Raw genomic sequence first — 26,756 nt, 5'->3', positions numbered from 1 at the left:
CCCCGGGCGTGACGAGCGTCAGGAACGCGGCTTCTCCCGCATCTCGAACGTCTCGATCGTGTCGCCGACCTGGAGGTCGTTGAACGAGCCCAGTCCGATACCGCACTCGAAGCCCTCGCGGACCTCGGTGGCGTCGTCCTTGAACCGCTTGAGCGACTCGACCGTGAGGTTGTCCCCCACGACCTTGCCGTCGCGCAGGACGCGCGCCTTGGCGTTGCGACGGATCTCGCCCGAGCGGACGATCGAACCGGCGATGTTGCCGAACTTCGAGGAGCGGAAGATCTCGCGGATCTCCGCCGTGCCCAGCTGGGCCTCCTCGTACTCCGGCTTGAGCATGCCCTTGAGCGCGGCCTCCACGTCCTCGATCGCCTGGTAGATGATCGAGTAGAAGCGGACGTCGACGCCCTCGCGCTCGGCCAGGTCCTCGACGCGCTCGCCGTACTTCACGTTGAAGCCGATGATGATCGCGTTGTCGACCGTCGCGAGGTTGACGTCGTTCTGCGTGATCGCACCGACACCGCGGTGGATGACGCGCAGCTCGACCTCGTCGCCCACGTCGATCTTGAGCAGCGCGTCCTCGAGCGCCTCGACGGCACCCGACACGTCGCCCTTGAGGACGAGGTTGAGGGTCTCGACCTTGCCCTGCTGGAGCGCCTGCGTGAAGTCCTCGAGGCTGATGCGCTTGCGGCGCTTGGCCAGGAGGGCGGCGCGCTCGGCGGCCTCGCGCTTCTCGGCGATCTGGCGTGCCGTGCGCTCGTCGGGCGCCACGAGGAACGTGTCGCCCGCGCTCGGCACGGACGCGAGACCCAGCACGAGGACCGGACGGGCGGGGCCTGCCTCGGTCACGGCGTTGCCGTGCTCGTCGAACATCGCGCGGACGCGGCCGTGGGCCGTGCCGGCGACGATCGCGTCGCCGACGCGCAGCGTGCCGGACTGGACCAGGACGGTCGCGACGGCGCCGCGGCCCTTGTCCAGGTTCGCCTCGATGGCGACACCGCGCGCGTCCTTGTCCGGGTTCGCGCGCAGGTCGAGCGAGGCGTCGGCCGTGAGCAGGACGGCCTCGAGGAGGTCGTCGATGCCCATGTTCTGCTTGGCGGACACGTCGACGAACATGGTGTCGCCGCCGTACTCCTCGGCCACCAGGTTGTACTCGGTGAGCTGCTGGCGGATCTTGGCGGGGTTGGCCCCCTCCTTGTCCACCTTGTTCACCGCGACGACGATCGGGACGTTCGCCGCCTGGGCGTGGTTGAGCGCCTCGATGGTCTGCGGCATCACGCCGTCGTCCGCGGCCACGACGAGGATCGCGATGTCCGTCACCTGGGCACCACGAGCACGCATGGCGGTGAACGCCTCGTGACCCGGGGTGTCGATGAAGGTGATGGCGCGGTCGTTGCCCTCGTGCTCGTGGCGCACCTGGTAGGCACCGATGTGCTGGGTGATGCCGCCGGCCTCGCCCGCGACGACGTCCGTCTGGCGGATCGCGTCGAGGAGCTTGGTCTTTCCGTGGTCGACGTGGCCCATGACGGTGACGACCGGCGGACGAGCCATGAGCTCGTCGTCGCCCTCGGCCTCGAGCTCCGCGTCCAGGTCGATGTCGAAGGACCCGAGCAGCTCGCGGTCCTCCTCCTCGGCCGAGACCATCTCGATGACGTAGCCGAGCTCGGCCGCGAGCGTGCCGAACGTGTCCTCGTCGAGCGACTGGGTCGCGGTCGCCATCTCACCGAGGTGGAAGAGGACCGTGACCAGGCTCGCGGGGTTCGCGTCGATCTTGTCGGCGAAGTCGTTCAGGGACGAGCCGTGACGCAGGCGGACGACGGTCTTGCCGTTGCCGCGAGGAACCTGCACGCCGCCGAGCGACGGCGCCTGCATCTGCTCGAACTCCTGGCGCTTCGCGCGCTTCGACTTGCGCCCACGGACCGGACGGCCGCCGGCGCGCCCGAAGGCACCCTGCGTGGAGCCACGACCCGCGCCACCGCGGCCGCCGCCACCGGGGCGACCGGCGAAACCGCCGCCACCACCGGGAGCACCGCCGCCACCGGGGCGGCCGGCGAAGCCGCCACCGCCGCCACGACCGCCGCCGCCCCCACCGGGACGACCGCCGGGAGCCGGTCGCTCACCGGGGCGGCCGATCGAGGTGCGACCGGGCATCATGCCCGGGTTCGGGCGCGGGCCGCCAGGGCGCGGAGCGGGACGGGGGCCACCCGGACGGGGACCGCCCGGACGCTCGCCGGACGCCGCCGCGGCACCCTCGGTGCGCTCCGGGCGCGAGCCGGGCCGGGGCATGCCCTGGCTCGGCGCGAACGGGTTGTTGCCCGGACGCGGGGCACCCGGACGAGGCCCGCCACCCTGCCGGGGCATGCCCTGGCTGGGGGCGAACGGGTTGTTGCCCGGACGCGGGGCGCCGGGGCGCGCGCCCGTGCCACCGGGACGGGGTGCGTTCGTGCCGCCACCCGGCTTCGGCGAGGCGGTGGGCTTCTGGGCGGGCGCGGGGCGCTCGGCCGCGGGGGCCTGGGGCGCCGGGGCCTTCGGCGCCGGCGCGGCGGGCGCCGGAGCCTGGGGCTCCTTGGCGGGCTCGGCCTTCGCCGGGGCGGGTGCCACCGGCTGGGGCGCGGGCGCCTTCGCCTGGGGTGCGGCCGGCTCGGCCTTCACCTCGGGCTTCGGGGCCGGCTTGGGCGCGGCCGGGCGCGCGGGGGCGGGTGCCGCCGCGGGCTTGCTCGCGCCGCCGCCCCCGGCGGGGAAGGCGTCGCGCAGCTTGCGGACCACCGGTGGCTCGATGGTCGAGGATGCCGAGCGGACGAACTCACCGAGCTCCGTCAGCTTGGTCATGATGGTCTTGCTCTCCACCCCGAGCTCCTTCGCGAGCTCGTAGACGCGGACCTTTGCCACAACTCTCCTGTCTCGGTCCGCCCCGGACAGGGAGGACCGTCGTTAGTGCTGGGTGCTCATCGCTGGGTACTCATCGGGTGCCCATCGGCTTCTAACCCGCTTCCTTGTCGACGTGTCGTGCAGTGCGACCCCGGGTGGGGCCGTGGTGCATTGGCTCAGCCGTGCTCTCCCGACCGTGCCTCGATCGCGGTGCGGACCGCGGCGAGGTCGAGGGGCCCGGAGAAGCGCAGGGCCCGCGGGACGGCCCGCCGGCGTTCCGCCGTCTCGAGGCACCGGGTCGACGCGTGGAGCCACGCACCGCGACCCGGCAGCGACCGTCCGGCGTCCACCACGAGCCGGGGCTCGTCGGCGCTCGCACCGGACCGGTCGAGGACCAGACGGAGAAGAGCTGACCGCAGGTCGCGCTCCCGGCATCCGACGCACGTGCGGACAGGACCCGGGCCCGTGGGTACGGGGCGGGTCGTGATGTCCTGGGGCATGGTCGAGGTGCGGGCGCGCGGCCCGGTCGAGGACAGTCTACCGCGCCGTCCCGTCATCCGTGACCGTCCACTCCCGGCGACTACCGGTCTCCGGCGCGAGGACCTGCGGGAGCGTCGCCGTCGGACCGCTCCGACGGGGCACCGCCCTCGTCCGAGCGGATGTCGATGCGCCACCCCGTGAGCTTCGCGGCGAGCCGGGCGTTCTGCCCCTCCTTGCCGATCGCGAGGGAGAGCTGGAAGTCCGGGACCACGACGCGCGCGGCACGGGCCACCTCGTCGACGACCGTGACGGACGACACACGAGCCGGCGACAGCGCGTTCGCCACGAACTGCGCCGGGTCGTCGCTGTGGTCGACGATGTCGATCTTCTCGCCGTGCAGCTCTGCCATGACGGCGCGCACGCGCGATCCCATCGGCCCGATGCACGCGCCCTTGGCCCCGAGTCCCGGGACCCGGGAGCGCACCGCGACCTTGGTCCGGTGCCCCGCCTCGCGCGCGATCGCGGTGATCTCCACCGAGCCGTCCGCGACCTCGGGGACCTCGAGCTCGAACAGCTTGCGCACGAGGTTCGGGTGCGTCCGGCTCAACGTGATCTGCGCGCCCTTCATTCCCCGGGCGACCTCGAGCACGTACGCGCGCAGGCGCTCGCCGTGCACGTACTCCTCCGTCGGCACCTGCTCGTGCGGCGGGAGCACGGCCTCCGTGCCGCCGACGTCGACCAGCACGACGCGCGGGTCGCGCCCCTGCTGGATGACGCCGGCGAGGACCTCGCCCTCCTTGCCGCGGAACGTGCCGAGGATCTGGTCGTCCTCCGCGTCGCGCAGGCGCTGGACGATGACCTGCCGCGCGGTCGACGTCGCGATCCGGCCGAAGTCGGCGGGCGTGTGGTCGAACTCCGGGCCGTGCTCGACCGGGCCCCGCGGGGCGTCGTCCTCGCCGTCGGTCTCCGGCGCGGGCAGCTCCTCGCGCGCCCACACCGTGACGTGGCCCGTCTTGCGGTCGAGCTCGACCCGGGCGCGCGTGTACGCGTCAGGGGTGCGGTGGTACGCCGAGAGCAGCGCCTGCTCGATCGCGGCGACCAGGACGTCGAGGCTGATGTCCCTCTCGCGCTCCAGCAGGCGCAGCGCGCTCATGTCCACGTCCATCGTCAGGCCTCCTCGTCGTGGGCGGTCGTCTCGTCGGTCGAGCCGTCGGTCTCGTCGAGCTCGGGCAGGTCGGCCTCGAGGGCACGCTTGAGCTCCACCTGCACCTGCCCGCGGACCACGTCGGCCAGCGGCACGACCCGCTCCGTCACGACACCGCGCTTGCCCGGCACGTCCAGGACCAGCTCGGGGTCGACCTCGGACCCGGTCCGCAGGCGTCCCTCGACCGTGCCGCCGTCGGCGAGCACGAGGCGCACGAGGCGGCCGCGGGCGCGTCGGAAGTGGCGGGGCTCGGTGAGCGGGCGGTCGGTGCCCGGCGTCGAGACCTCGAGCGTGTAGGCGCCGTGGAGCGGGTCCACCGCGTCCAGCGCCGTCGAGATCGGGCGCGTCGCCTCGGCCACGGTGTCGAGGTCGAGGTTCCCCTCGACGTCGTCCGGGAGGTCGAGCACGACACGCACCACGGACCGGGCTCCGGCACGCGACACCGTGACGTCCTCGAGGTGGAGTCCCGCGTCCTGGACCGCGGGCTCGATCGCCGCGCGCACGCTCTCGCGGAGCGCGTGCGTCGCCGCGTCGCCTCCGGGTGCCTTGCCGGGCTGACCGCCCGCCTGCCCTGCCATGACTCAGCTCCTGTCCGTGTCCCACGCCGGGTACGGAAGACGACCGGTGTGTTGTTGTCTCGGGAATCTCCCGACGGTCTGGCCGTCGGGACGTTCGACCGGGGACCAGCCTAACGACTCGCGGGCCCCGGACGTGACATCATCGCCCCCGATGAGTCCCCACGCGACCGCGGCGCCCGCCGCGACCCGTCCCCGCCCGCGCCGGACGCCCCGGCCCGGCGGCCGGGTGCTCGCGGCCGTGACGGTGCTGACGGCGGCCGTCCTGGCGGCCGGGTGCGGCGTGCGGCTGGAGACCCCGCCCCCCACCGAGCCCTCGCCCGACGCCGTCGAGGTGCTGCGGGCGGGCGCGGTGGACGACGCCCTCGCGGTGGCCGACCTCGTGGCGGACGTCACGCCGAGCGTGACCGATCCGGCCACGCTCGCGGCCCTCGCGGAGGTCGCGGCGTTCGCCGAGCAGCACGCGGACGCCCTCGGCGGCGTCTACGACTCGGGACTGGGCGACCTCGACCTCCCCGGGGACGACCCCGCGGCGAGCGCTCCCGCGGACGATGCTGGCGGCGAGCGGGCCGAGGACGACCCGGCCGGCGTGCAGGCCGAGAGCGGCGCGACGGACGCCCCGGCCGCGGGTGCTCCCACGACCGACGACGTCGTCGTCGCCCTCGTGGAGGCCGCGCAGCGCACGGGCGCCTCGGCCGACGCGTCGACGGACGCCGGGCTCGCCCGGCTCCTCGCGTCCGTCGCCACGTCGGAGCACGTCTCGGCGCGGCGCCTCGCCGCGCTCACCGGGTCGACCGCTGCCGACGGGCTCGTGACGACGGCCGCGCCCGTCGAGGAGGCCCCGGCCGGGGTCGGTGCCGCCGACCTCGCGACGCTCGTCGAGTCCGAGGACGCCGCGGGGTACGCGTTCGAGGTGCGCGCGGCGCAGTCCGAGGGCGACGCGCGCACGGCGGCGGTCGCACGCGCGGCCGAGCACCGGGCGCGCGGCCAGGCGTGGGCCCTCGCGGCCGGGACGGACGGCACCACCCAGGACCCGCGCCGCGTCGCCTACGTGCTGCCGGACGACGCCGACCTCGCCGCCCTGGCGCGCCAGGTCGAGTCCGGCCTCGCGCAGACGTACGCGAGCCTCGTCGCCACCGCCGCGCCCACGTCCCGGGCCGAGCCGACGGCCCTCCTCGTCGACTCCTGGGCGAGCGCCGTCGCGTGGGGCGAGGCGCCCGTCGCCTTCCCCGGCCTCCCGGAGCAGGCCGCGGGCTGAGCGGAGCCTGTCCGCGCCCCACCGTCGGACGGGCACCACCCGGCTGCCGTCCCGGGGCCGGCACGCGACCCGTGCCGGACCGTCGCTCCCCCGGCCGCTCCCCTGGGACGACGGAGGCGCCCCCGGCCCGTGAAACCAGGCCGGGGGCGCCTCCGGCGCTGCGACGTGTCAGCCGAGGAGCTCGGCCACCTGCGCCGTAACGTGCTCGACGGCGTCCGCGACGGGCACCTGCACGGCCTCGCCCACGCGCGGGCGGACCTCGACGACGCCGTCGGCCAGGCCACGGCCCACGACGAGCAGCAGCGGCACGCCGAGGAGCTCGGCGTCCTTGAACTTCACGCCGGGCGAGACCTTGGGGCGGTCGTCGTAGACGACCTCGACGCCCCGGGCGGCGAGCTCGGTCGCGAGGCGCTCGGCCTCGTCGAACACGCTCGCGTCCTTGCCCGTCGCGACGACGTGCACGTGCGCGGGGGCGACGTGCGCCGGCCACGCGAGCCCGGCGTCGTCGTGGTTGGCCTCCGCGAGCGCCGCGAGCACGCGCGTCACGCCGATGCCGTACGACCCCATGGTCACGACGACCTGCTTGCCGTTCTCGTCGAGCACGGTGAGCCCGAGCGCCTGGGCGTACTTGCGGCCGAGCGCGAAGATGTGGCCGATCTCGATGCCGCGCGCGAGCTCGAGGGGGCCGGACCCGTCGGGCGCGAGGTCGCCCGCGCGCACCTCGGCGGCCTCGACCGTGCCGTCGGCGGCGAAGTCCCGCTCGGCGACGAGGTCGAACACGTGCCGCCCCGGCGCGTTCGCGCCCGTGATCCAGCGCGTGCCGGCGACGACGCGCGGGTCGAGCAGGTAGCGCACGGAGTGCCGCTCGGGCACCTCGCCCTCGGCGACGTCCGTCGGCACGTCACGGCGGACGTTCGGGCCGAGCGCCTGCGGGCCGATGTAGCCCTTGACGAGCTCGGGGTGCGCGGCGAAGTCCGCGTCCGTCGCCGGCTCGACCTCGGCCGGCTCGAACGCCGCGCCGACGCGCTTGAGGTCGACCTCGCGGTCGCCGGGCAGCCCGACGACGACGACCTCGCGACGGCCGTCGGGGTGCGTGACGGCGAGCACGACGTTCTTCAGCGTGTCCGCCGCCGTCCACGCGCGGTCGGGGCGCGGGAAGCGGGCGTTGGAGAGGGCGACGAGGGAGTCGATCGTCGGGGTGTCCGGGGTGTCCTCGACGTGCGCCGCGGGTGCGTCGGCGTAGTCGACGTCCGCGGGGACGGGCGTGACGACCGCCTCGACGTTCGCCGCGTACCCGCCGGGCGAGCGCACGAACGTGTCCTCGCCGATCGGCGTGGGGGTGAGGAACTCCTCCGAGCGCGAGCCGCCCATGGCGCCCGACGTCGCGGCGACGATGACGTACTCGAGCCCGAGCCGGTCGAAGATGCGCCGGTACGCCGCACGCTGCGCCTCGTACGAGCGCTCGAGACCCTCGTCCGTGGTGTCGAACGAGTAGGCGTCCTTCATGACGAACTCGCGGCCGCGGATGAGGCCCGCTCGCGGGCGCGCCTCGTCGCGGTACTTGGTCTGGATCTGGTAGATCGTCAGCGGCAGGTCCTTGTACGACGAGTACAGGTCCTTGACGAGGAGCGTGAACATCTCCTCGTGCGTCGGCGCGAGGAGGTAGTCCCCCTCCTTGCGGTCCTTGAGCCGGAAGATGTTCGGCCCGTACTCCGACCAGCGGCCCGTCGCCTCGTACGGCTCCTTGGGCAGCAGCGCCGGGAAGTGCACCTCCTGCGCGCCCGCCGCGGCCATCTCCTCGCGGACCACGTCCTCGACCTTGCGCAGCACGCGCAGCCCGAGCGGGAGCCAGGTGTAGATGCCGGGGGCGGCACGACGGATGTAGCCCGCTCGCACGAGGAGCTTGTGGCTCGCGACCTCGGCGTCGGCCGGGTCCTCGCGCAGCGTCCGGACGAACAGGGTGGACAGGCGCAGGAGGTCGGCGCCCCGGACGCGGGTGGAGGCCGCGGCGGGCGCGCCGGACGTGACGGAAGACATGCGCCCCACCCTACCGGCGGGGAGGATGTCCCCATGCCCGAGCTGCCCGAGGTCGAGGCCCTGGTCCGGTTCCTCGACGACCGCGCGACCGGCCGCACCGTCGTCGCCGCCGACGTCGCGCAGATCGCCGCGCTCAAGACGTTCGACCCGCCCGTCGGCGCGCTCGTCGGGCGCGTCGTGACGGGTGCCCGGCGGCACGGCAAGTGGCTCGACCTGGTCCTCGCGCAGCCCACGGGCGGCCGGCCCGCGCCCGGGCCCGACGACGAGGTCCACCTCGTCTTCCACCTCGCCCGGGCCGGGTGGCTGCGGTGGTCGGAGAAGGCGCCGACGACGCCCGTGCGGCCCCGGCTCGGCGGCAGCGGCGGCGGGAAGGCCGCGGTGCTCGCGCTGCGCGTGCGGTTCGACGACGGCTCGGGGTTCGACCTCACCGAGGCCGGGACGCGCAAGCGGCTCGCGGTGCACGTCGTCCGGCATCCCGAGGAGGTCCGTGCGGTCGAGACGCTCGGGATCGAGCCGTTCGACCCGGGCTTCACCCCCGAGGCCCTCGGTGCGCTCATGGCCGCGCGCAACCAGCAGGTCAAGGGGCTGCTGCGCGACCAGTCGTCGATCGCCGGGATCGGCAACGCCTACTCCGACGACATCCTCCACGCTGCCCGCACGAGCCCGTTCAAGCTCACGCGCTCGTTCACGCCGGACGAGGTCGCCCGGGTGCACGCCGCCGTGGGCGAGGTCCTCGCCGAGGCCGTCGCGGCGTCGTCGGGCAAGCCGGCCGCCGAGCTCAAGGACGCCAAGCGCGCGGGGATGCGCGTGCACGGGCGCACCGGGCTGCCGTGTCCCGTGTGCGGGGACACCGTGCGCGAGGTGAGCTTCGCCGACCGGAGCCTGCAGTACTGCGCGACGTGCCAGACGGGCGGTCAGGTGCTCGCCGACCGCCGCATGTCGCGGCTGCTCAAGTAGGGCCGTGCCCGCGGGTCGTCAGAAGAGGACGGTGGCGTACGTGCCGACCTGCTCGAACCCGACGCGACGGTACGTCGCGAGGGCGCGCGCGTTGTAGTCGTTGACGTACAGCGACACGACCGGCGGGGCGACGCGGCGGGCGGCCTCGGCCGGGGTGCCCTGGCGCGCGAGGCGCACGACGGCGGCCATCCCCGGCGCGGCGAGGCCCCGCCCGCGGTACCGCGGGTCGACCCACACGCCCTGGACCTGCGCGACGAGCGGCGTGACCGCCCCGAGCTCCGCCTTGAAGACGACGTGCGGCGCGCCGTCGCTCGCCGCGAGCCGGACGAACGACCGTCCCGCGAGCACGAGCGACCGCACCCGCTCCTCGTAGGCGCGCCCACCGCCTTCGACCGGCGAGTAACCCACCTCCTCGGTGAACATGCGCACGCAGGCGGGCAGGACGACGGGCACCTCCGCCGGGACGGAGCGGCGCACGCCCGGGTCCGGCTCGACGTCGGGCTCGCGGTCGATCGCGAGCGACGGCTGGTTCGCCCGGATCTCGCGCGGCGACGGCCAGTGGGGCGCGAGCAGCTCCCACAGCGCCAGGACCGCGTCGCGCTCGCCCACGACCGACGACGACCGCCGCCCCGCGTGCCGCGCGAGCACCGCGAACGCCGCGACCGCCTCCCGCGCACGCGACGGGTCGAGCGACACGGGCACCACCGGCACGAGGTTCGCCCCCGCCCAGCACACCGCCTCGAGCGGCCCGACGGCCGGGAACCCCCACGCCTGACCGCCCGCCGCGTGCAGGCTCGCGTGCTGGGCGACCGCGAGCCGCGCCGCCGCGAGCGTCGACGCGACCGGGTCGCCCGCGCAGACCGCGAGCGCCTCCGGGACGTCCGCGTCGACCAGGACGCGCGCCCGGGCGTGCTCACCGTCACCGGCCTCCCCGCGCGACCGCGGCCTCAGGGACGGGACGGACGGACGCCAGCGGGCCACCGGACCGTCAGCCGACCGTGACGACCGGCGGGCCGGCCTGCGCGTCGTTCTCCGGCGTCATGGTCTCCGCGATGCGCAGCGCCTCCTCGATGAGCGTCTCGACGATGAGCGACTCGGGCACCGTCTTGACGACCTCGCCCTTGACGAAGATCTGGCCCTTGCCGTTGCCCGACGCGACGCCGAGGTCCGCCTCGCGCGCCTCGCCCGGACCGTTGACGACGCAGCCCATCACCGCGACGCGCAGCGGCACCTCCATGCCCTCGAGCCCGGCCGTGACCTTCTCCGCGAGCGTGTACACGTCCACCTGGGCGCGACCGCACGAGGGGCAGGACACGATCTCGAGCTTGCGCGGGCGCAGGTTGAGCGCCTGGAGGATCTGGTTGCCGACCTTGACCTCCTCGACCGGAGGCGCCGACAACGAGACGCGGATCGTGTCGCCGATGCCCTTGCTCAGCAGCGCGCCGAACGCCGTGGCCGACTTGATCGTGCCCTGGAACGCCGGGCCGGCCTCGGTCACGCCGAGGTGCAGCGGCCAGTCCCCCGCCTCCGCGAGCAGCTCGTACGCCCGCACCATGACGACGGGGTCGTTGTGCTTCACGGAGATCTTGAAGTCGTGGAAGCCGTGCTCCTCGAACAGCGACGCCTCCCACACGGCCGACTCGACCAGCGCCTCGGGCGTCGCCTTGCCGTACTTGGCGAGCAGGCGCGGGTCCAGCGAGCCCGCGTTGACGCCGATGCGCAGCGACACGCCCGCGCCCGACGCCGCCTTCGCGATCTCCTTGACCTGGTCGTCGAACTTGCGGATGTTCCCCGGGTTCACGCGCACCGCGGCGCAGCCCGCGTCGATCGCGGCGAACACGTACTTGGGCTGGAAGTGGATGTCCGCGATCACGGGGATCTGCGATTTCTTCGCGATCGCCGGCAGCGCGAGCGCGTCGTCCGCGCTCGGCACCGCGACGCGCACGATGTCGCAGCCCGACGCCGTGAGCTCCGCGATCTGCTGGAGCGTCGCGTTGATGTCCGTCGTCGGCGTCGTCGTCATCGACTGGACGCTGATCGGGGCGTCGCCGCCGACGTCCACCTTGCCGACCTTGATCTTGCGGCTCGTGCGTCGCGGCGCGAGGACCGGCGGCGGGGCGGCAGGCATTCCGAGACTGATGGGTACGCTCACGCCCCTAGTATCCCCCGCCCGCCGTCCCACGCCGCACGTCGGACCTGTCCGGGTCGTCACCTTCCCGCTCGGTCCAGCACATCTTCGCGCCCCCTCCACGCAGACCTGCCTGACGGGCGGCGCGGCGGGCTACGTGAGCCGGACGGGGTCGATGATGTCGGCGAGGATGAGGAGGGCGCCGACGCCGACGAGGACGACGAACATGACGTACGCGACGGGCATCATGCGGGCGAGGTCCGCGGGGCCGGGGCGCGGGAGGCCGCGGACCCGTGCGACCGTGCGCTTGGCACCCTCGTAGAGGGCGTTGACGACGTGCCCGCCGTCGAGCGGCAGCAGCGGGATGAGGTTGAAGACGAACAGGGCCACGTTGAGCGCGGCGAGCAGCATGAGCATCGTCACGACGCGGTCGAGGACCGGGCTCTCGGCACCTGCCACGTCGACGGCGACACGGCCGACGCCGACGACGCTCATCACCGAGTCCTGGCCCCGCGGCGCGTCGGTGAACGCGGCCTGGGCGGCCTCGTAGACCTTGACGGGCAGGGTGACGATGATCCCCGCCGTGCCGCTCACCTGCTGCCACGTGGCCTCGGCGGCCACGCCGATCCCCGTGGGCTGCCGCTCCACCGTCGGGGTGAAGCCGACGAAGCCGGCCGGCTCGGTCACCGGGTCGCCGGAGTCGTCCACGACGGGCGTCCCGTCCTCGGCGACGACCTGGCGCTCGACGTCGACCGGCGTGATGGTGAGGTCGACCTGCTCGCCGTCGCGCTCGACGACGACGGGCGTCGCCTGGCCGGCCGAGCCGCGGATCATGCCGGAGAGCTGGTCCCAGGAGGTGACCTCCTCGCCGTCGAACGACACGACCGTGTCGCCCGGCTCCAGCCCCGCGGCGGCCGCGGGCGACGGGTCGGCGGTGGCGGCGCAGTCCTCCTGCTCGGTCGCGACGACCGACGGGACGCACGCGGACACGGAGCCCACCGTCGTCGTGACGGCGGGCAGGCCGATGCCGACGCACACGATCGCCATGAGCACGAACGCGATGAGGAGGTTCATGAAGGGGCCGCCGAGCATGACGACGACCTTCTTGGGCGCGGAGAGGTTGTAGAAGGCCCGGTGCTCCTCGCCGGGACGGATCTCCTCGGTGCTCGCGTCGCGGGCGTCGGCGACGACCTGCGAGAAGAAGCCGCTCCCACGCGGCCGCGCACCGGCGGGCGCGGGCGGGTACATGCCGACGAGGCGGACGTAGCCGCCGAGCGGGATCGCCTTGAACCCGTACTCGGTCTCGCCCTTCGTGCGCGACCACAGGGTCGGGCCGAACCCGACCATGTACTGGCTCACCCGGACGCCGAACTTCTTCGCGGGCACCATGTGCCCGACCTCGTGCAGCGCGATCGAGACGACGATCCCGACCACGATCACGAGGATGCCGATCAGCGTCGCCATCTGTCCCTCTGCTCCTTCTCGGTCCGGGCGCTCGACGCACCCGAGCGGTTGCTCGTCACCGGCGGTCCAGGATCTCGCGCGCGCGGGCGCGCGCCCAGGCCTCGGCCCCTGCCACGTCGTCCAACGTCACGGCGTCCGCGGGGGTTCCGTCGTGCGCCGCGAGCACGCGCTCGACCGTCGCCACGATGTCACCGAAACCTGCGCGTCCGCTGAGGAAGGCCGCGACAGCCTCCTCGTTGGCCGCGTTGTACACGGCCGGGTGGGTCGCGCTCGCCGCGACGGCGGCGCGCGCGAGGCTCACCGCGGGGAACGCGGCGTCGTCGAGCGGCTCGAACGTCCACGACGTCGCGGTCGTCCAGTCGCACGGCGGCGTCACGGGGTCGAGCCGCTCCGGCCACGACAGCCCGAGCGCGATGGGCAGCCGCATGTCCGGGGGCGACGCCTGGGCGATCGTCGAGCCGTCGACGAACTCGACCATCGAGTGCACCACGGACTGCGGGTGCACGACGACCGTGATGTCGTCAGCCGGGACGTCGAACAGCAGGTGCGCCTCGATGAGCTCGAGCCCCTTGTTCATGAGGCTCGCGGAGTTCACCGTGACGACCGGGCCCATCGCCCAGGTGGGGTGCGCGAGCGCCTGCTCGACCGTCGCGGCCTTGACCGCGTCGGCCTCCCAGCCGCGGAAGGGACCGCCCGACGCGGTGAGGATCAGGCGACGCACCTCGGCGCGCGACCCGGAGCGCAGGCACTGCGCGATCGCCGAGTGCTCGGAGTCGACGGGCACGATCTGATCGGGGCGCTGCTGAGCAGCGCGCACGAGCGCACCCCCGGCGACGAGCGACTCCTTGTTCGCGAGCGCGAGCGTGGACCCCGCGCGCAGCGCGGCGAGCGTCGGTCCGAGGCCGACCGAACCCGTGACGCCGTTGAGGACGACGTCGCTCCCCCGGCCGGCGAGCTCGGCCGCGGCGTCGGGGCCCGCGAGCACCTCGGGGACGTCCCCCCGACGAGCGAACGTCCCCGCCAGCGCCTCGCTCAGCGCGGCCGCGCGGGACGCGTCCGCGACGCCGACCGCGCGCACGCGCAGCGCGGCGGCCTGGCGCGCGAGCAGCTCCACGTCGTTGCCGCCCGCCGAGAGCGCGTCGACGCGGAACCGGTCCGGGTGGGCCTGGACGACGTCGATCGCCTGCGTGCCGATCGACCCGGTCGAGCCCAGGATCGTCACGGTGCGGGGGGCAGGAGCGGGTCCGTCGAGCATGGGACCCATCCTCCCAGGCCGCGCGCCGTGCGTGGGCACGGCGTGTCGCCGCCCGGTCAGCGCGGCGCCGTCCACTCGAGCGTGTACCGGAAGAAGAGCCGACGGCGCACGCGCGCCCCGGGCAGGCACGCCCGGGCCCTGCTCGCGATCTCGCCGAACGTGTGCCGCGGGTCGCGGACGGGCATGCCCGGCGCGTCGGGCCCGGCCTCGCCGGGCCGCGCACGTCGCGGGTGCTTGACCATGCCCACGAGCGGGTTGAGGAGCGCGGACGCGACGTCGACCGCGAGGTCGCGCGCCGACCCCACGCGCGCGAGGCCGACGACGAGCAGGCGCCCGCCCGGTGCGAGGAGGCTCCGGGCGTGCCGGAGCGCCGCGTCGAGGTCCAGGTGGTGGAGAACCGCGACCATCGTCACCGCGTCGTAGCCGTCAGGTCGAGGTGCGTTCCGGCCCGCCGGACGACCTGGTCGACCGGACCCCTCGGGCGAGCGGACGTCGTCGGGCGAGCGGACGTCGTCGAACCCGAGCCGCCGCACGGTCACCGCAGGATCCGCGGCGTGGCGCGCGAGCGCCTGGCCGACCATGCCCGAGTCGGTGTCGATCCCGTGCACCTCCGCGACGCGCCCGCGCAGCCTCGTGAGCAGCACGCCGGACCCGCAGCCGACGTCGAGCACGACCTGGGCGCCGCGCGGGACCCGACGCACGACCCAGCCGTGGAGGTGCTCGTTGTGGCTCCACGGGTGCCGGGCGTTGACCGCCTCCAGCCACGACGCCGCACCCCGCACCAGCGGGCTCGACGACGTCCGGGGGTCGAGGCTCACGCGCGTCGTGAAGTCCGGGACGCCGTCACTCGACGCCGAGCAGGACCTCGATGGCACGGGCGAAGAACGCGTCGACCGGGCCCTCCGCGTAGCCGTCGCGCCCGCGCGCGCGGCCGAAGGTCGCGGAGCGGATCTCCGCCGCGGTGATCGGCACCTGACGGTCGAAGTAGGCGACGAGGCGGTCGCACAGGTCGTCCACGTCGTCGACGTCGTACCCGGGCTTGCCGCGCTCCGCCAGCGCGAACTTCTCGCCGTCCGGTCGACCCAGGCGGCCGTAGAGCGACCGGGCGCGCTCCGCGAGCGCGTTCATCCAGGCCTGCTGGCCGTGCGCCGCGACGTACTCCGCGCGCTGGCGCGCGATGAAGGCGCCCTCGAGGCGGTCCAGCGCGGCGTCGACCTCGTGCGTGTCGTACCCACCACGGACCAGGTCGAAGACCGAGGCCTGGATCTCGGTGCTGGTCAGCCGCTCCTGCACCCGGCCCTCGTACACGTCGCGGGCGTGCTCGAAGAAGTCGTCGACCTCCTCGGGGTCGTACCCGTTCCGGGTCTTGCCGACCGTGGTGAACAGCGAACTCACTCGTCCTCCTCTGCAGCGAGCTGCCCGCAGGCACCGTCGATGTCGCTGCCGCGGGTGTCACGGATCGTCGTCGGGATCCCGTGCCCGCGCAATCGTGCCACGAACTCCGCCTCGACGGCAGGGTCGCTGGCCGTCCAGATCGAGCCGGGCGTCGGGTTGAGCGGGATCGGGTTGACGTGCACCCAGCCGCGGCCGCGTGCGTTGAGCTTCTCGCCCAGCAGGTCGGCGCGCCACGCGTGGTCGTTCATGTCCTTGATGAGCGCGTACTCGATGCTCACGCGCCGGCCGGTGACCTCGAAGTAGTGCCGCGCCGCGTCGAGCGTCTCGTCGACGCTCCACCGCGTGTTGATCGGCACGAGCTCGCTGCGCAGGTCGTCGTCGGGGGCGTGCAGCGACAGCGCGAGCGTCACCGGGATCCCCTCGTCGGCGAGCTTGCGCATCGCCGGGACGAGGCCGACCGTCGACACCGTGATGTTGCGGGCCGACATGCCGAGCCCGTCAGGTGCCTGCGCCACGAGCCGGCGGACGGTGCCCATGACCGCCTTGTAGTTGGCCAGCGGCTCCCCCATGCCCATGAACACGAGGTTGTTGAGCCGGGTCGGGCCGCCGGGGATCTCCCCGTCGGCGAGCGACCGGGCCGCGGAGCGGACCTGCTCGACGATCTCCGCGACGGACAGGTTGCGCGTGAGGCCGAGCTGCCCCGTCGCGCAGAACGGGCACGCCATGCCGCAGCCCGCCTGGCTCGACACGCACAGCGTCGAGCGCTGCGGGTACCGCATGAGGACCGACTCGACCTTGGCGCCGTCGAAGAGGTGCCAGAGCGTCTTGACGGTCGTCCCGCCGTCGGCCTCCATCCGGCGCGCCGCGGTGAGCAGCGGCGGGAACAGCGCGTCCGTGAGCACGTCGCGCGTCGCCTTCGGCAGGTCCGTCATCGCCTCGGGGTCGCGCGTGAGGTGCGCGTAGTAGTGCGTCGCGAGCTGCTTGGCCCGGAACGGCTTCTCCCCCAGCTCGACGACGACGTCGCGCACCTCCTCGGGCGCGAGGTCGGCGAAGTGGCGCGGCGGCTTGCCGCGCCGCGGCGCGGTCATGACGAGCGGGAGCGGCTTCGACTCCGCGGAGGGGCGGACGGAACGGACGGTCATGAGGAGGTCCAAGCGTGGGGGGTCGTGCGGACGGTTCGCACCGCGGTGCGAGCGGGCTGTCGGACGGCTGTCAGACGGCCAGCGCGAGGAGCACGTACACGAACGGGGCGGTGAGGAGCATGGAGTCGAGCCGGTCCAGGATGCCTCCGTGACCGGGCAGCAGCGACCCCATGTCCTTCAATTCTAGGTCGCGCTTGATCATCGACTCGGCGAGGTCGCCGATCGTGGCCGTGAGCGGGGCGAGGACGCCCAGCGCGACGCCCACGAGCGGGCTCGCTCCGAGGCCCACCACGGCCCCGACCACGCCGATCGCCGTCGCGAGCACGAACGAGCCCGCGAGCCCCTCCCAGGACTTCTTGGGGCTCACGGAGGGAGCCAGCGGGTGGCGCCCGAACAGGACACCTGCGACGTACCCGCCCACGTCGTTCGCGACGGCGAGCAGGATGAAGATCAGGACCCGGATGCGCCCGTCAGGGGCGGCGAGCATGAGCATGACGAAGCCCGCCATGAACGGCAGGTAGGCCGCCGCGAACGTCGCCGCCGCGGCGTCGCGCACCGCCGCGGTCCCGGACCCGTCGATGACCCGCCACACGACCGCGCCCGCGACCGTGAGCATGAAGGAGACGAGCAGCGCCTCGGGACCCGAGTAGTACGAGGACACGAGGATGCCCACCGTGCCCACGAGGAGCGGGAGGAGCGGGAGGTGCAGCTCGCGGCGCTTGAACGCCTGGGCGAGCTCCCACAGCGCGGCGCCCACCGCGACGGTCGCGAGCAGCACGAAGAACTCGGGCCGGAAGGCGAGGCTCGCCGCGACGAGCGCGAGCAGGCCGAGGCCCACCGCGATCGCCGCGGGGAGGTTGCGGCCCGCCTTGGGGGCGCGCGCCGCAGAGGTGCTGTCGCCGGCGGCCGTCGAGGAGGTGTCGGTCATCGGTGCGTGGCGGAGCTCGCCGGACGAGGTGCTCAGACCTCGAGCAGCTCGCTCTCCTTGCCCGCGAGGAGAGCGTCGACCTGGTCCACGTGCGCCTTGGTGAGGGCCTCGAGCTCCTTCTCGGCGCGCCCGACCTCGTCCTCGCCGGCCTCGCCGTCACGCGCGATGCGGTCCAGCTCCTCCTTGGCACGACGACGCACGTTGCGGATCGAGACGCGCGAGTCCTCGGCCTTCGACTTCGCGAGCTTCACGAAGTCACGGCGGCGCTCCTCCGTGAGGGCGGGCAGCACGACGCGGACGACGTTGCCGTCGTTCGAGGGGTTCACGCCGAGGTCGGAGTCGCGCAGCGACTTCTCGACCGCGGTGATCGAGCTCTTGTCGAACGGGGAGACGAGGATCGTGCGCGCCTCGGTCACCGTGAACGACGCGAGCTGCTGCAGCGGCGTCGGCGCACCGTAGTAGTCGACCGTGATCTTGTTGAACATCGCGGCGTTCGCACGGCCCGTGCGGATCGCGGCGAAGTCCTCCTTGGCCACCTCGACGGCCTTGTCCATCTTCTCCTCGGCCTCGAGGAGGGTCTCGTCGATCACCAGTGCTCCTTCGTCGTTCGTCGGTGGGGTCGTACGTGTCCGGCACGAGCCGTCGTGAACCGCCGGTGTGACGGCGCCGGCGTCAGTCGGTCGTGACCAGTGTGCCAATATTCTCGCCGACCAGGGCACGCGTGACGTTCCCCGGCTCGCTCATGCCGAACACGCGCATCCGCACGTCGTTGTCCCGGCACAGGCTCAGCGCCGTCGCGTCCATGACCCCGAGGTCGTTGACGAGCGCGTCGGTGTACGTGAGGTGGTCGAGCTTCGTCGCCGACGGGTCCTTGCGCGGGTCCGCCGTGTAGACGCCGTCCACGCCGTTCTTGCCCATGAGGACCTCCTGGCAGTGCGTCTCCAGGGCGCGCTGCACGGAGACCGTGTCGGTGGAGAAGTACGGCATGCCCGCGCCGGCGCCGAAGATGACGACGCGGCCCTTCTCGAGATGGCGGATCGCCCGCAGCGGGATGTACGGCTCGGCGACCTGACCCATGGTGATGGCGGTCTGCACGCGCGTCTTCACCCCCGCCTGCTCGAGGAAGTCCTGGAGCGCGAGGCAGTTCATGACGGTCCCGAGCATGCCCATGTAGTCGGCGCGCGCACGGTCGAGCCCGCGCTGCGAGAGCTCGGCGCCGCGGAAGAAGTTCCCCCCGCCGACGACGATGGCGACCTGCACGCCCTGGGCGACCGCGTCCGCGATCTCCTGGGCGACACGCTGGACGACGTCGGGCGCCAGACCGATCTGCCCGCCGCCGAACGTCTCGCCCGACAGCTTGAGGAGCACCCGCCGGTGCTCGGTCCCCTCGCGGGGCGTGGTCTGCTCGCCTGCCGTCACTGTCGACACCTGTCCTTCGTCCTGGCCCGGTGGGGCGGGGTGTTCCTGCTCCGCCGTCGTCCCACCCGATGGTGCGGCACGACGCCGGTCGTCGCGCGCCCGGAGCCGGGTGCGCGGTCGGCCCGGTCCCGTCGCCTCGGGGGCGACGGGACCGGGCCGACGGGGGCGTCAGGCGCCGACGCGGTACCGCACGAACTCGGTGACGGTGCCACCGGCCTCGGAGACGACCTGGCCGACCGTCTTCTTCGGGTCCTTCGCGAGCGGCTGGTCGACGAGGACGACGTCCTTGAAGAAGCCGTTCAGGCGACCCTCGATGATCTTCGGCAGAGCGGCCTCGGGCTTGCCCTCGTTGCGCGAGGTCTCCTCGGCGATGCGGCGCTCGTTCTCGACCGTGTCGGCCGGGACCTCGTCGCGCGACAGGTACGTCGGGGACATCGCGGCGACGTGCTGCGCGACGTCCTTCGCCACGGCCTCGCCCGCGGCGTCCGTGGCGACGACGACGCCGATCGACGGCGGCAGGTCGCGCGCGGTGCGGTGCAGGTACGCGGTGACGCGCTCGCCGGCGACGCGGGTCACGCGGCGCAGGACGATCTTCTCGCCGAGCGTCGCGGCCTGGTTGTCGATGACCTGCTGGACGGTCTCGCCGTCGGCGTCCGCGGCGAGCGCCGCGTCGGCGTCGCGCGCGCCGGCCTCGGCCACTGCCTTGAGGACGCGGTCCGCGAGGGAGATGAACGTGTCGTTCTTCGCGACGAAGTCCGTCTCGGAGTTGAGCTCGATGAGCGTCGCGACCTGGCCACCCTCGGTGTCGCGGATGTCGACGGCGATGAGGCCCTCGGAGGTCGAGCGGCCCTCGCGCTTCGCGACGCCCTTCAGACCCTTGACGCGGATGATCTCGAGCGCCTTCTCCGCGTCGCCGTCCGCCTCGTCCAGAGCCTTCTTGACGTCGAGCATGCCGGCGCCGGTGCGCTCGCGCAGCGCCTTGATGTCAGCGGCGGTGTAGTTCGCCATGGTGGTTCCTCACTCGTGGTTCGTCACGGGTTCTTCGTCACGGGTACGTGCTGGTGGCACCGTGCCGGTGCGCGGTGCGCCGGTGGGACGGGACGGGGTGCGCGGCGGTCGCCCGCCGCGCACCCCGGGACGTCACTTGGTCTCGTCGGCCTCGGCGTCGGCGACCACGGCCTCCGCGTCGGCGACGACGGCGACCTCGGCAGCGGCCTCGGCCACGACCTCGGCGGCGGCGTCGCCCGGCTCCTCGGCGGCGACCTCGGCTGCAGCCTCGGCGACCTCCTCGGCCGCGGCCGCCTCGACGTTCGCCTCGGCGGCGGTCTCGTCAGCCTCGAGCTGCTTCTCGGCACCGGCGAGGAGCTCGCGCTCCCACTCGGCCAGCGGCTCGGCCTCGGCGCCCGCCTCGGCCTCGGCGCCCGAGCGGCCGGAGTGGCGCTGGAGCAGACCCTCGGCGACGGCGTCCGCGATGACCCGCGTGAGCAGCGTCACGGAGCGGATCGCGTCGTCGTTGCCCGGGATCTTGTAGTCCACGACGTCGGGGTCGCAGTTGGTGTCCAGGATCGCGACGATCGGGATGTGGAGCTTGCGCGCCTCGTCGACCGCGAGGTGCTCCTTGTTCGTGTCGACGATCCACACGGCGGAGGGGACCTTCGCCATGTCGCGGATGCCGCCGAGCGTGCGGGCGAGCTTGTCCTTCTCGCGACGCAGGACGAGGAGCTCCTTCTTGGTGAGCGACGAGCCGGCGACGTCGTCGAAGTCGATCTCCTCGAGCTCCTTGAGGCGCTGGAGACGCTTGTGCACCGTGGTGAAGTTGGTGAGCATGCCGCCGAGCCAGCGGTGGTTCACGTAGGGCATCCCGACGCGCGCGGCCTGCTCGGCCACGGGCTCCTGGGCCTGCTTCTTGGTGCCGACGAAGAGGATGGAGCCGCCGTGCGCGACGGTCTCCTTGACGAACTCGTAGGCGCGGTCGATGTACGACAGCGACTGCTGGAGGTCGACGATGTAGATGCCGTTGCGCTCCGTGAAGATGAAACGCTTCATCTTCGGGTTCCAACGGCGGGTCTGGTGCCCGAAGTGGACACCGCTCTCGAGGAGCTGGCGCATGGTCACGACGGCCATGACACGTCCTTTCGCCGTGCGGCCCGGGATCCACCCGGTGCGCGCACGCTTCTGGCGGCCCCTCCCGTGGGACGGACCGCGGTGCGGTTGTCGGTGACGACCCTGGTGGTCGCACCCCTGGCGTCACCCGTGCCGACGCCTGCGACGCACCGTTCGAGCAGTGCGAGCAGGACCGACGTCGGACGCGGCCCCGCCCGTCCGGCGGAGCCGGGAAGATGGGCGAGGACGTGACGCGCGAAGTCGACCGGCTCCGTCCTCGGCCGAGATGAGCACCTCGGGCCGGGCACGGCGAACGCGCCGGTCGCAGCGGCAAGTCTACCCGACGGCAGGGCCGACCACAGCCGCCGGTCCCCGGTGCGGCCGAGACCCGTCGTCCACAGGCCACCGACTCCCGCCGCCCGGCCGCGGACCGCGTCGGGCACCCTGGCGCGATGGCTCTCGACCGTACTCCTGTGACCGCCCGGCGCCGTGCGGTCGCCCTCGCGCTGTCCGCGCTCCTGCTCGTCCTGGCCCCGGCGGCGACTGCCGCGCCGGGCGGGCGCCTGGTCGCCGCCTCGGCCGCGTCCCCCGGCTGGGTTCCGCCGCTCGACCGCGCGCCCGACGCGCTCGGCGTGCTCGCGCCGTTCGACCCGCCGCTGCACGACTGGCTGCCCGGCCACCGGGGCGTCGACCTCGCCGCGGGCACCGGGGAGAACGTCCTGGCCCCGGCACCGGGGGTCGTCACGTTCGCCGGACCCGTCGCGGGCCGCGACGTGGTGGTCGTCACGCACGACGACGGCCTGCGCACGTCGCTCGAGCCGGTCACCGCCGTGGCGCCGCGGGGGACGCGCGTCGCCGCGGGGAGCGTCGTCGGGACCGTGCAAGGACCCGCGGACGGCGGGGCGGTCGCGGGCCACTGCGCGGGCACCTGCGTGCACTGGGGCGAGCGGCGGGGCGAGCGGTACGTCGACCCGCTCGCGCTGCTCGGCGAGCGACCGCCGATCGTGCTCCTCCCGCTCGGGGAGCCGTGACCGGAGGACCCGCGCCCGGAGCCTCAGGCCCGCGGGAAGGCCTGCTCGAACGAGCTGCGCAGCCGCTCGGCCGTCACGTGGGTGTAGCGCTGCGTCGTCGCGAGCGAGGAGTGCCCCAGGATCTCCTGCACACTGCGCAGGTCGGAGCCGCCGGCGAGGAGGTGCGTCGCGGCGCTGTGCCGCAGGTCGTGCGGGGCGACGTCGTCGACCCCGGCCGCGAGCGCGAGCCGGTGCACGACGTCGCGCACCTGCCGCTGCCCCCACCGACCGCCCCGGTCCCCGACGAGGAGCGCCGCGCCCGACCGCTCCGTCACGAGCGCCGGCCGCCCCGAGTCCAGCCAGCGCGTCACTGCTCGTGCCGCCGGGACGCCGAACGGCACGACGCGCTCCTTGTCCCCCTTGCCGAGCACCCGGACGACCCGCTGCGACAGGTCGACGTCGTCCACGTCGATCCCCGCGAGCTCGCCCACGCGGATCCCGGCCCCGTACAGCAGCTCGGCGGCGGCCCACTCGCGCAACCGGGCAGGGTCGCCCGCGGCCGCCGCCTCCCGCGCGGCGTCGAGCAACCTGCCCGCCGCGTCGGCCGTGAGCACGGTCGGCAGGGTGCGCGGGACGCGCGGGCTCGCGAGCCGGGCCGCCGGGTCCGCAACCACGCGCCCGGTCCGCCGCGCCCAGTCGAAGAACGCCCGCGCGGCCGCACCCCGGCGCGCGAGCGTCGCCCGGGCGAGCCCGCGCTCGGACTGCTCGGTCAGCCACGCGCGCAGGGCCGCGAGGTCGACGTCCTCCGGCGACGACGCCCCGTTCCGCACGGCGTGGCCCAGGAGCGACTCGACGTCGCCCGTGTACGCGCGCACCGTGTGGGCGGACGAGCCCTGAGCGACCTCGAGATACGTCCCGAAGTCCGCGAGCGCCGCGTCGAGCGCGGGCGGCAGGGCGTCGGCCTGGCGCTCGTCGGGTGCGTCGGCGTCGTCGGGACGGGTCGAGCGGGTCACTCCCCCAGTCTCGCGCGCGGCACCGCACGGCCGCGGGAGGCGCTCCGCGTCTCTGCCCGGAGGCCGGGGCGACCCGTCCTCCGCGCCGACTCGCCGCCACCCCTGCTCCACGCGCCGCGCCGGCTCCTCGCGCGCTCCTCCGGGCTCCCTCCCCGGCGGGTCCTCGTCGTCTCCGCCCGGCGGGCCTCCTCACCCCGCGCGCACGCGCCGCCAGCCGCCCGGCACCCGCTCGGCCAGGCCCCGGATCTCGAGCCGACCGAGGGCACCGACGGCCTCCGGGACCGCGAGCCCCGCCGACCGGGCGACCGCGTCCGTCGGGGCACCCGACCGCAGCGGTAGCGCGTCCCACGCCCGGGTCTCGACGGCGTCGAGACCGTCGTACACGGCGTCGCGAGGCGCCCTGCGCGTCCCCGCGGCCGGGGCCGCCGGTGCCGCGTCCCGCGCCAGCGCTCCGGCCAGCTCCGCCACCTCGTCGGCGTCGGTCACGCACACGGCGGCGCCGTCGCGCAGGAGCCGGTGACAGCCGGTCGACGCCATCGACGTCACGGGTCCGGGGACGGCGCCGACCGGTCGCGAGAGCTCGGCGGCGCGGACCGCCGTGCTCAGCGACCCGGAGCGCCAGGCCGCCTCCACGACCACGGTCGCGCCCGCGAACGCCGCGATGAGCCGGTTGCGCAGCAGGAACCGGACCCGGCTGGGCACGGAGCCCGGCGGCACCTCCGACACCACCGCGCCCCCGGTTCCCACGACGGCCCGGAGGAGCTCCGTGTTGCCGACCGGGTAGAGCCGGTCCACCCCGCCCGCGAGGAACGCGACGGTCGGACCGCCCGAGACGAGCGCCGCACGGTGCGCCGCGGCGTCGATGCCGTACGCGCCGCCCGAGACGACCGTGAACCCGCGCGTCACGAGTCCCGACGCGATCTCGCCCGTCACGTGGCGCCCGTAGTCCGTGCAGGCGCGCGCCCCCACCACCGCGACGGACCGCGCGGCCAGCGCCGCCAGACTGTCCGACCCGCGGACCCACAGCGCGAGCGGACGGACCGCCCCGAGGTCGTCGAGGGCCGTCGGCCACCCCGGGTCGCCCGGGACGACGAGGGAGCCGTCGAGGCGGTCCAGCACGTGGAGCTCGCGGCGCGGGTCGAGCCCGTCGAGCCGCGGCGCCCACCGCGCGACAGCGCGCAGGAGCCGCGCGACGGGCCCGCTCCGCGGGTCGCGACCGCGCGCGCACGGATCGTCGGTCGGCGCCCCGGCGCCAGCCCCGGCGACCCCGAGCAGCCCGTTCAGCCTCTCCCGGTCTTCGCCGTCTCCCGCCGCGAGCCCGACGAGCTCGCGGCGGGCCCCGGCCGGGTCGTTCACCGCCTCGACGAGCCAGGCGAGCGCGGCCGAGGCCCCGAGCTGCTCGACGAGCGCGACCGCGACCTCGTCCCCCGGCTCGGCCAGACGCGACCACGCCGCCCGGGCGAGCCGGTCGTCAGTGACGTCGAACACCGGGCGCACGGGCGTCGACGGGCCCGCCCGGCGCTCAGCCACGGTAGCCCCGCGTCCGGAGCGCGAGCCCCGCGCCGACGTCGGCGCGCGTGGGTGCGGCGTGCCCGGCGAGGTCGGCGACCGTCCAGGCGAGGCGCAGCACGCGGTCCGCGCCGCGCAGGCTCAGCGTGCCGCGGTCGAGCGCGGTGTCGACGTCGTTCAGCAGGCCCGGGTCGGGCCCCAGCCGGTCGCGCAACCAGGTACCGGGCACCTCGGCGTTCGTCCGCCATGGCGTCCCCGCCAGGCGCGCGGACGCCGTCTCCCGGGCGGCGGCCACCCGTCGGGCGACCGCCGCGCTCGACTCCGGCCGCACGGTGCCCGCGCGCTCGACCCGGGTGACGGGGCGGACCTCGACCTGGACGTCGACCCGGTCCAGGAGCGGCCCGGACAGCCGGCCGAAGTAGCGACGCTGCGCGACGGGCGAGCACGTGCACTCGAGCCCCTTGCCGACGCCCTTGCCGCACGGGCACGGGTTCGCCGCGAGGACGAGCTGGAAGCGCGCGGGATAGCGTGCGGTCCCGCCGGCTCGGTGGATCACGAGCTCACCGTGCTCGAGCGGCTGGCGCAGGGTCTGCAGCACGCGCGCCCCGAACTCGGGGGCCTCGTCCAGGAAGAGGACCCCGCGATGGGCGCGCGACGCGGCACCCGGCCGCGGCAGGCCGCTGCCGCCCCCGACGATCGCCGCCGGCGTCGCCGTGTGGTGGGGATCCTCGTACGGCGGACGACGCACGAGCCCGGCTCCCGGGTCGAACACCCCGGCCACCGAGTGGACCGCCGTCACCTCGACGGCCTCGCCCTCGGTGAGGTCGGGCAGGATCCCGGGCAGGCGGGAGGCGAGCATCGTCTTGCCCGCTCCCGGCGCGCCGACGAGCAGCAGGTGATGCCCTCCCGCGGCAGCGACCTCGAGCGCGTGCCGGGCCTCCTCCTGCCCGACGACGTCGGCGAGGTCGCCCGGCCGCGGACGCTCTGCGGCGGCCCGGGGCACCACGACCGGCGACACGTCACCGCCCCCGTCGTCGAGCGACGCCCCGTGGAGCCGCGCGACGTCGGCGAGCGTCGTCGCCCCCACGACGCGCGCGCCGGGGACCAGGCGGGCCTCGTCGGCGTCGGCCGCGGGCACGACGACGTCGAGGAACCCGGCGGCGACGGCCGCGGCCACCGCGGGCAGGACGCCGCGCACGGGCTGGAGGCGGCCGTCGAGGCCGAGCTCGCCGAGGTGCACCACGTCCTCCACGGCGCGCACGGGGACGACCTGGGCGCCGGCGAGGAGCGCGACCGCGATCGCGAGGTCGAAGCCCGTGCCGGACTTGGGGAGCGCCGCCGGCGAGAGGTTGATCGTGACCTTGCGCTGGGGCCACGGGATGCCCGACGAGGTGACGGCCGCGCGCACGCGGTCCCGCGACTCGCTGAGCGCCGCGTCAGGGAGCCCGACGAGCACGAAGCCGGGCACCGAGGCCGCGAGGTGCGCCTGCACCTCGACGACGTGGCCCGACAGCCCGACGAGCGCGACGGCCCGGGTCGTCCCGAGGCCCATCAGGCGCTCACCCCGACGAGGTGCTCCACCTGCGCCGCGCCCGCACGGGCCACGAGCACCGCGACGACGTCGATGCGGACCGACCGCGCGCGCACGTCGTGCGTCGCGAGCCACTCCCCCGTGAGCCGGCGCAGACGGCCGAGCTTGGCGGGCGTCACGGCCTGGGCGGGGTGCCCGAAGCCGGTGCCGCGCCGCGTCTTCACCTCGACGGCGACCAGCACGTCGCCGTCCATGGCGACGACGTCGAGCTCGCCGCGCGTCCCGCGCCAGTTGCGGTCGAGCAGGGTCCAGCCCGCCTCGACCAGGTGGGCCGCGGCCACCCTCTCCCCGTACCGCCCGACGGCGTCCTTCGCTCCCATGGGATCACCTCCGCCGCCCACCGTGGGCGATGGGGGCGACGCGGCGCCAAGCGGCCCGCGCCGATCTGTGGAAGGGACCCTCAGATACGGGGCCTGTGGACGG

At 74.6% G+C, this 26,756-nt stretch carries 24 protein-coding genes; 3 read left to right on the top strand and 21 right to left on the bottom strand.

Going from position 1 to position 26,756, the window contains the following annotated elements:
• Positions 1–18: 18 nt before the first annotated feature.
• The 4 genes from infB to rimP all read right to left on the bottom strand — a co-directional run bounded on the left by infB (position 19) and on the right by rimP (position 5,127).
• Positions 19–2,886: a translation initiation factor IF-2 gene (infB, locus tag JOE63_RS10130; RefSeq protein WP_087471751.1), complete on the bottom strand. Its 2,868-nt coding sequence runs from the start codon at positions 2,884–2,886 to the stop codon at positions 19–21.
• A 155-nt stretch (positions 2,887–3,041) separates the two neighbouring features.
• Positions 3,042–3,365: a YlxR family protein gene (locus tag JOE63_RS10125; RefSeq protein WP_239577659.1), complete on the bottom strand. Its 324-nt coding sequence runs from the start codon at positions 3,363–3,365 to the stop codon at positions 3,042–3,044.
• Between the two features lie 80 nt (positions 3,366–3,445).
• Positions 3,446–4,510, bottom strand: a complete 1,065-nt coding sequence (gene nusA, locus JOE63_RS10120; RefSeq protein WP_204541098.1) for a transcription termination factor NusA — start codon at positions 4,508–4,510, stop codon at positions 3,446–3,448.
• A 2-nt stretch (positions 4,511–4,512) separates the two neighbouring features.
• The gene (gene rimP, locus JOE63_RS10115; RefSeq protein ID WP_087471748.1) at positions 4,513–5,127 is read right to left on the bottom strand and encodes a ribosome maturation factor RimP; all 615 of its coding nucleotides are present in this window, start codon (positions 5,125–5,127) and stop codon (positions 4,513–4,515) included.
• 151 nt (positions 5,128–5,278) lie between these two features.
• On the opposite strand from rimP, the gene JOE63_RS10110 reads away from it, so the two are divergent.
• Positions 5,279–6,382: a DUF4439 domain-containing protein gene (locus JOE63_RS10110; protein ID WP_204541095.1), complete on the top strand. Its 1,104-nt coding sequence runs from the start codon at positions 5,279–5,281 to the stop codon at positions 6,380–6,382.
• Between the two features lie 168 nt (positions 6,383–6,550).
• Here the strand turns inward: JOE63_RS10110 and JOE63_RS10105 are convergent, their stop codons facing one another.
• A complete protein-coding gene (locus tag JOE63_RS10105; protein WP_204541092.1) occupies positions 6,551–8,419 on the bottom strand; it encodes a proline--tRNA ligase in 1,869 nt (622 codons plus the stop codon).
• A gap of 33 nt (positions 8,420–8,452) precedes the next feature.
• Here JOE63_RS10105 and JOE63_RS10100 point away from each other — a divergent pair, with 33 nt between their 5' ends.
• Positions 8,453–9,376 carry an Fpg/Nei family DNA glycosylase gene (locus JOE63_RS10100; protein WP_204541089.1) on the top strand — a complete coding sequence of 308 codons (924 nt, stop codon included), beginning with the start codon at positions 8,453–8,455 and terminating at the stop codon, positions 9,374–9,376.
• A gap of 18 nt (positions 9,377–9,394) precedes the next feature.
• Here the strand turns inward: JOE63_RS10100 and JOE63_RS10095 are convergent, their stop codons facing one another.
• From JOE63_RS10095 to rpsB, 12 genes are all read right to left on the bottom strand, one after another.
• Positions 9,395–10,357, bottom strand: a complete 963-nt coding sequence (locus JOE63_RS10095) for a GNAT family N-acetyltransferase (RefSeq protein ID WP_204541085.1) — start codon at positions 10,355–10,357, stop codon at positions 9,395–9,397.
• A 7-nt stretch (positions 10,358–10,364) separates the two neighbouring features.
• Positions 10,365–11,504: a flavodoxin-dependent (E)-4-hydroxy-3-methylbut-2-enyl-diphosphate synthase gene (gene ispG / locus JOE63_RS10090; RefSeq protein ID WP_204543614.1), complete on the bottom strand. Its 1,140-nt coding sequence runs from the start codon at positions 11,502–11,504 to the stop codon at positions 10,365–10,367.
• A 153-nt stretch (positions 11,505–11,657) separates the two neighbouring features.
• Entirely contained in the window at positions 11,658–12,968 is a 1,311-nt protein-coding gene (locus JOE63_RS10085; RefSeq protein WP_204541082.1) for a M50 family metallopeptidase, read from the bottom strand.
• A 55-nt stretch (positions 12,969–13,023) separates the two neighbouring features.
• On the bottom strand, positions 13,024–14,223 hold the full coding sequence (gene dxr / locus JOE63_RS10080; protein ID WP_204541079.1) for a 1-deoxy-D-xylulose-5-phosphate reductoisomerase: 1,200 nt from the start codon (positions 14,221–14,223) through the stop codon (positions 13,024–13,026).
• 56 nt (positions 14,224–14,279) lie between these two features.
• Positions 14,280–15,041 carry a class I SAM-dependent methyltransferase gene (locus JOE63_RS10075; RefSeq protein ID WP_204541076.1) on the bottom strand — a complete coding sequence of 254 codons (762 nt, stop codon included), beginning with the start codon at positions 15,039–15,041 and terminating at the stop codon, positions 14,280–14,282.
• A gap of 25 nt (positions 15,042–15,066) precedes the next feature.
• Entirely contained in the window at positions 15,067–15,618 is a 552-nt protein-coding gene (locus tag JOE63_RS10070) for a DivIVA domain-containing protein (protein WP_087471740.1), read from the bottom strand.
• Positions 15,615–16,706 carry a 23S rRNA (adenine(2503)-C(2))-methyltransferase RlmN gene (gene rlmN, locus JOE63_RS10065; protein WP_374059066.1) on the bottom strand — a complete coding sequence of 364 codons (1,092 nt, stop codon included), beginning with the start codon at positions 16,704–16,706 and terminating at the stop codon, positions 15,615–15,617. Before rlmN ends, JOE63_RS10070 begins: the two co-directional genes overlap by 4 nt.
• 124 nt (positions 16,707–16,830) lie before the next feature.
• Positions 16,831–17,688 (bottom strand): phosphatidate cytidylyltransferase, encoded by an 858-nt coding sequence (locus tag JOE63_RS10060; RefSeq protein ID WP_087471739.1) that lies wholly within the window; start codon positions 17,686–17,688, stop codon positions 16,831–16,833.
• 32 nt (positions 17,689–17,720) lie between these two features.
• Positions 17,721–18,278, bottom strand: a complete 558-nt coding sequence (gene frr, locus JOE63_RS10055) for a ribosome recycling factor (protein ID WP_087471738.1) — start codon at positions 18,276–18,278, stop codon at positions 17,721–17,723.
• Between the two features lie 82 nt (positions 18,279–18,360).
• Positions 18,361–19,116: a UMP kinase gene (gene pyrH, locus JOE63_RS10050; protein ID WP_087471737.1), complete on the bottom strand. Its 756-nt coding sequence runs from the start codon at positions 19,114–19,116 to the stop codon at positions 18,361–18,363.
• Between the two features lie 159 nt (positions 19,117–19,275).
• On the bottom strand, positions 19,276–20,115 hold the full coding sequence (tsf, locus tag JOE63_RS10045) for a translation elongation factor Ts (protein WP_087471736.1): 840 nt from the start codon (positions 20,113–20,115) through the stop codon (positions 19,276–19,278).
• 132 nt (positions 20,116–20,247) lie between these two features.
• Positions 20,248–21,231, bottom strand: coding sequence for a 30S ribosomal protein S2 (gene rpsB / locus JOE63_RS10040; RefSeq protein ID WP_087471735.1), 984 nt, complete (start codon positions 21,229–21,231; stop codon positions 20,248–20,250).
• A 431-nt stretch (positions 21,232–21,662) separates the two neighbouring features.
• Between rpsB and JOE63_RS10035 the strand changes: the two genes are divergently transcribed.
• On the top strand, positions 21,663–22,241 hold the full coding sequence (locus JOE63_RS10035) for a M23 family metallopeptidase (protein ID WP_204541071.1): 579 nt from the start codon (positions 21,663–21,665) through the stop codon (positions 22,239–22,241).
• 23 nt (positions 22,242–22,264) lie between these two features.
• On the opposite strand, the gene JOE63_RS10030 is transcribed toward JOE63_RS10035, so the two are convergent.
• The 4 genes from JOE63_RS10030 to JOE63_RS10015 all read right to left on the bottom strand — a co-directional run bounded on the left by JOE63_RS10030 (position 22,265) and on the right by JOE63_RS10015 (position 26,653).
• The gene (locus JOE63_RS10030) at positions 22,265–23,233 is read right to left on the bottom strand and encodes a tyrosine recombinase XerC (RefSeq protein WP_374059019.1); all 969 of its coding nucleotides are present in this window, start codon (positions 23,231–23,233) and stop codon (positions 22,265–22,267) included.
• 189 nt (positions 23,234–23,422) lie between these two features.
• A complete protein-coding gene (gene dprA, locus JOE63_RS10025; RefSeq protein ID WP_307840023.1) occupies positions 23,423–24,763 on the bottom strand; it encodes a DNA-processing protein DprA in 1,341 nt (446 codons plus the stop codon).
• Entirely contained in the window at positions 24,756–26,294 is a 1,539-nt protein-coding gene (locus tag JOE63_RS10020) for a YifB family Mg chelatase-like AAA ATPase (protein ID WP_087471733.1), read from the bottom strand. The genes dprA and JOE63_RS10020 overlap by 8 nt, the downstream gene beginning before the upstream one ends.
• Positions 26,294–26,653 carry a YraN family protein gene (locus JOE63_RS10015; protein ID WP_087471732.1) on the bottom strand — a complete coding sequence of 120 codons (360 nt, stop codon included), beginning with the start codon at positions 26,651–26,653 and terminating at the stop codon, positions 26,294–26,296. The genes JOE63_RS10020 and JOE63_RS10015 overlap by 1 nt, the downstream gene beginning before the upstream one ends.
• Positions 26,654–26,756: the final 103 nt, after the last annotated feature.

The organism is Cellulosimicrobium cellulans (assembly GCF_016907755.1).
Taxonomy (GTDB): domain Bacteria; phylum Actinomycetota; class Actinomycetes; order Actinomycetales; family Cellulomonadaceae; genus Cellulosimicrobium; species Cellulosimicrobium cellulans_D.
Note: the sequence above shows the minus strand (reverse complement) of the source record. Positions and strands in the feature narration are given on the sequence as shown.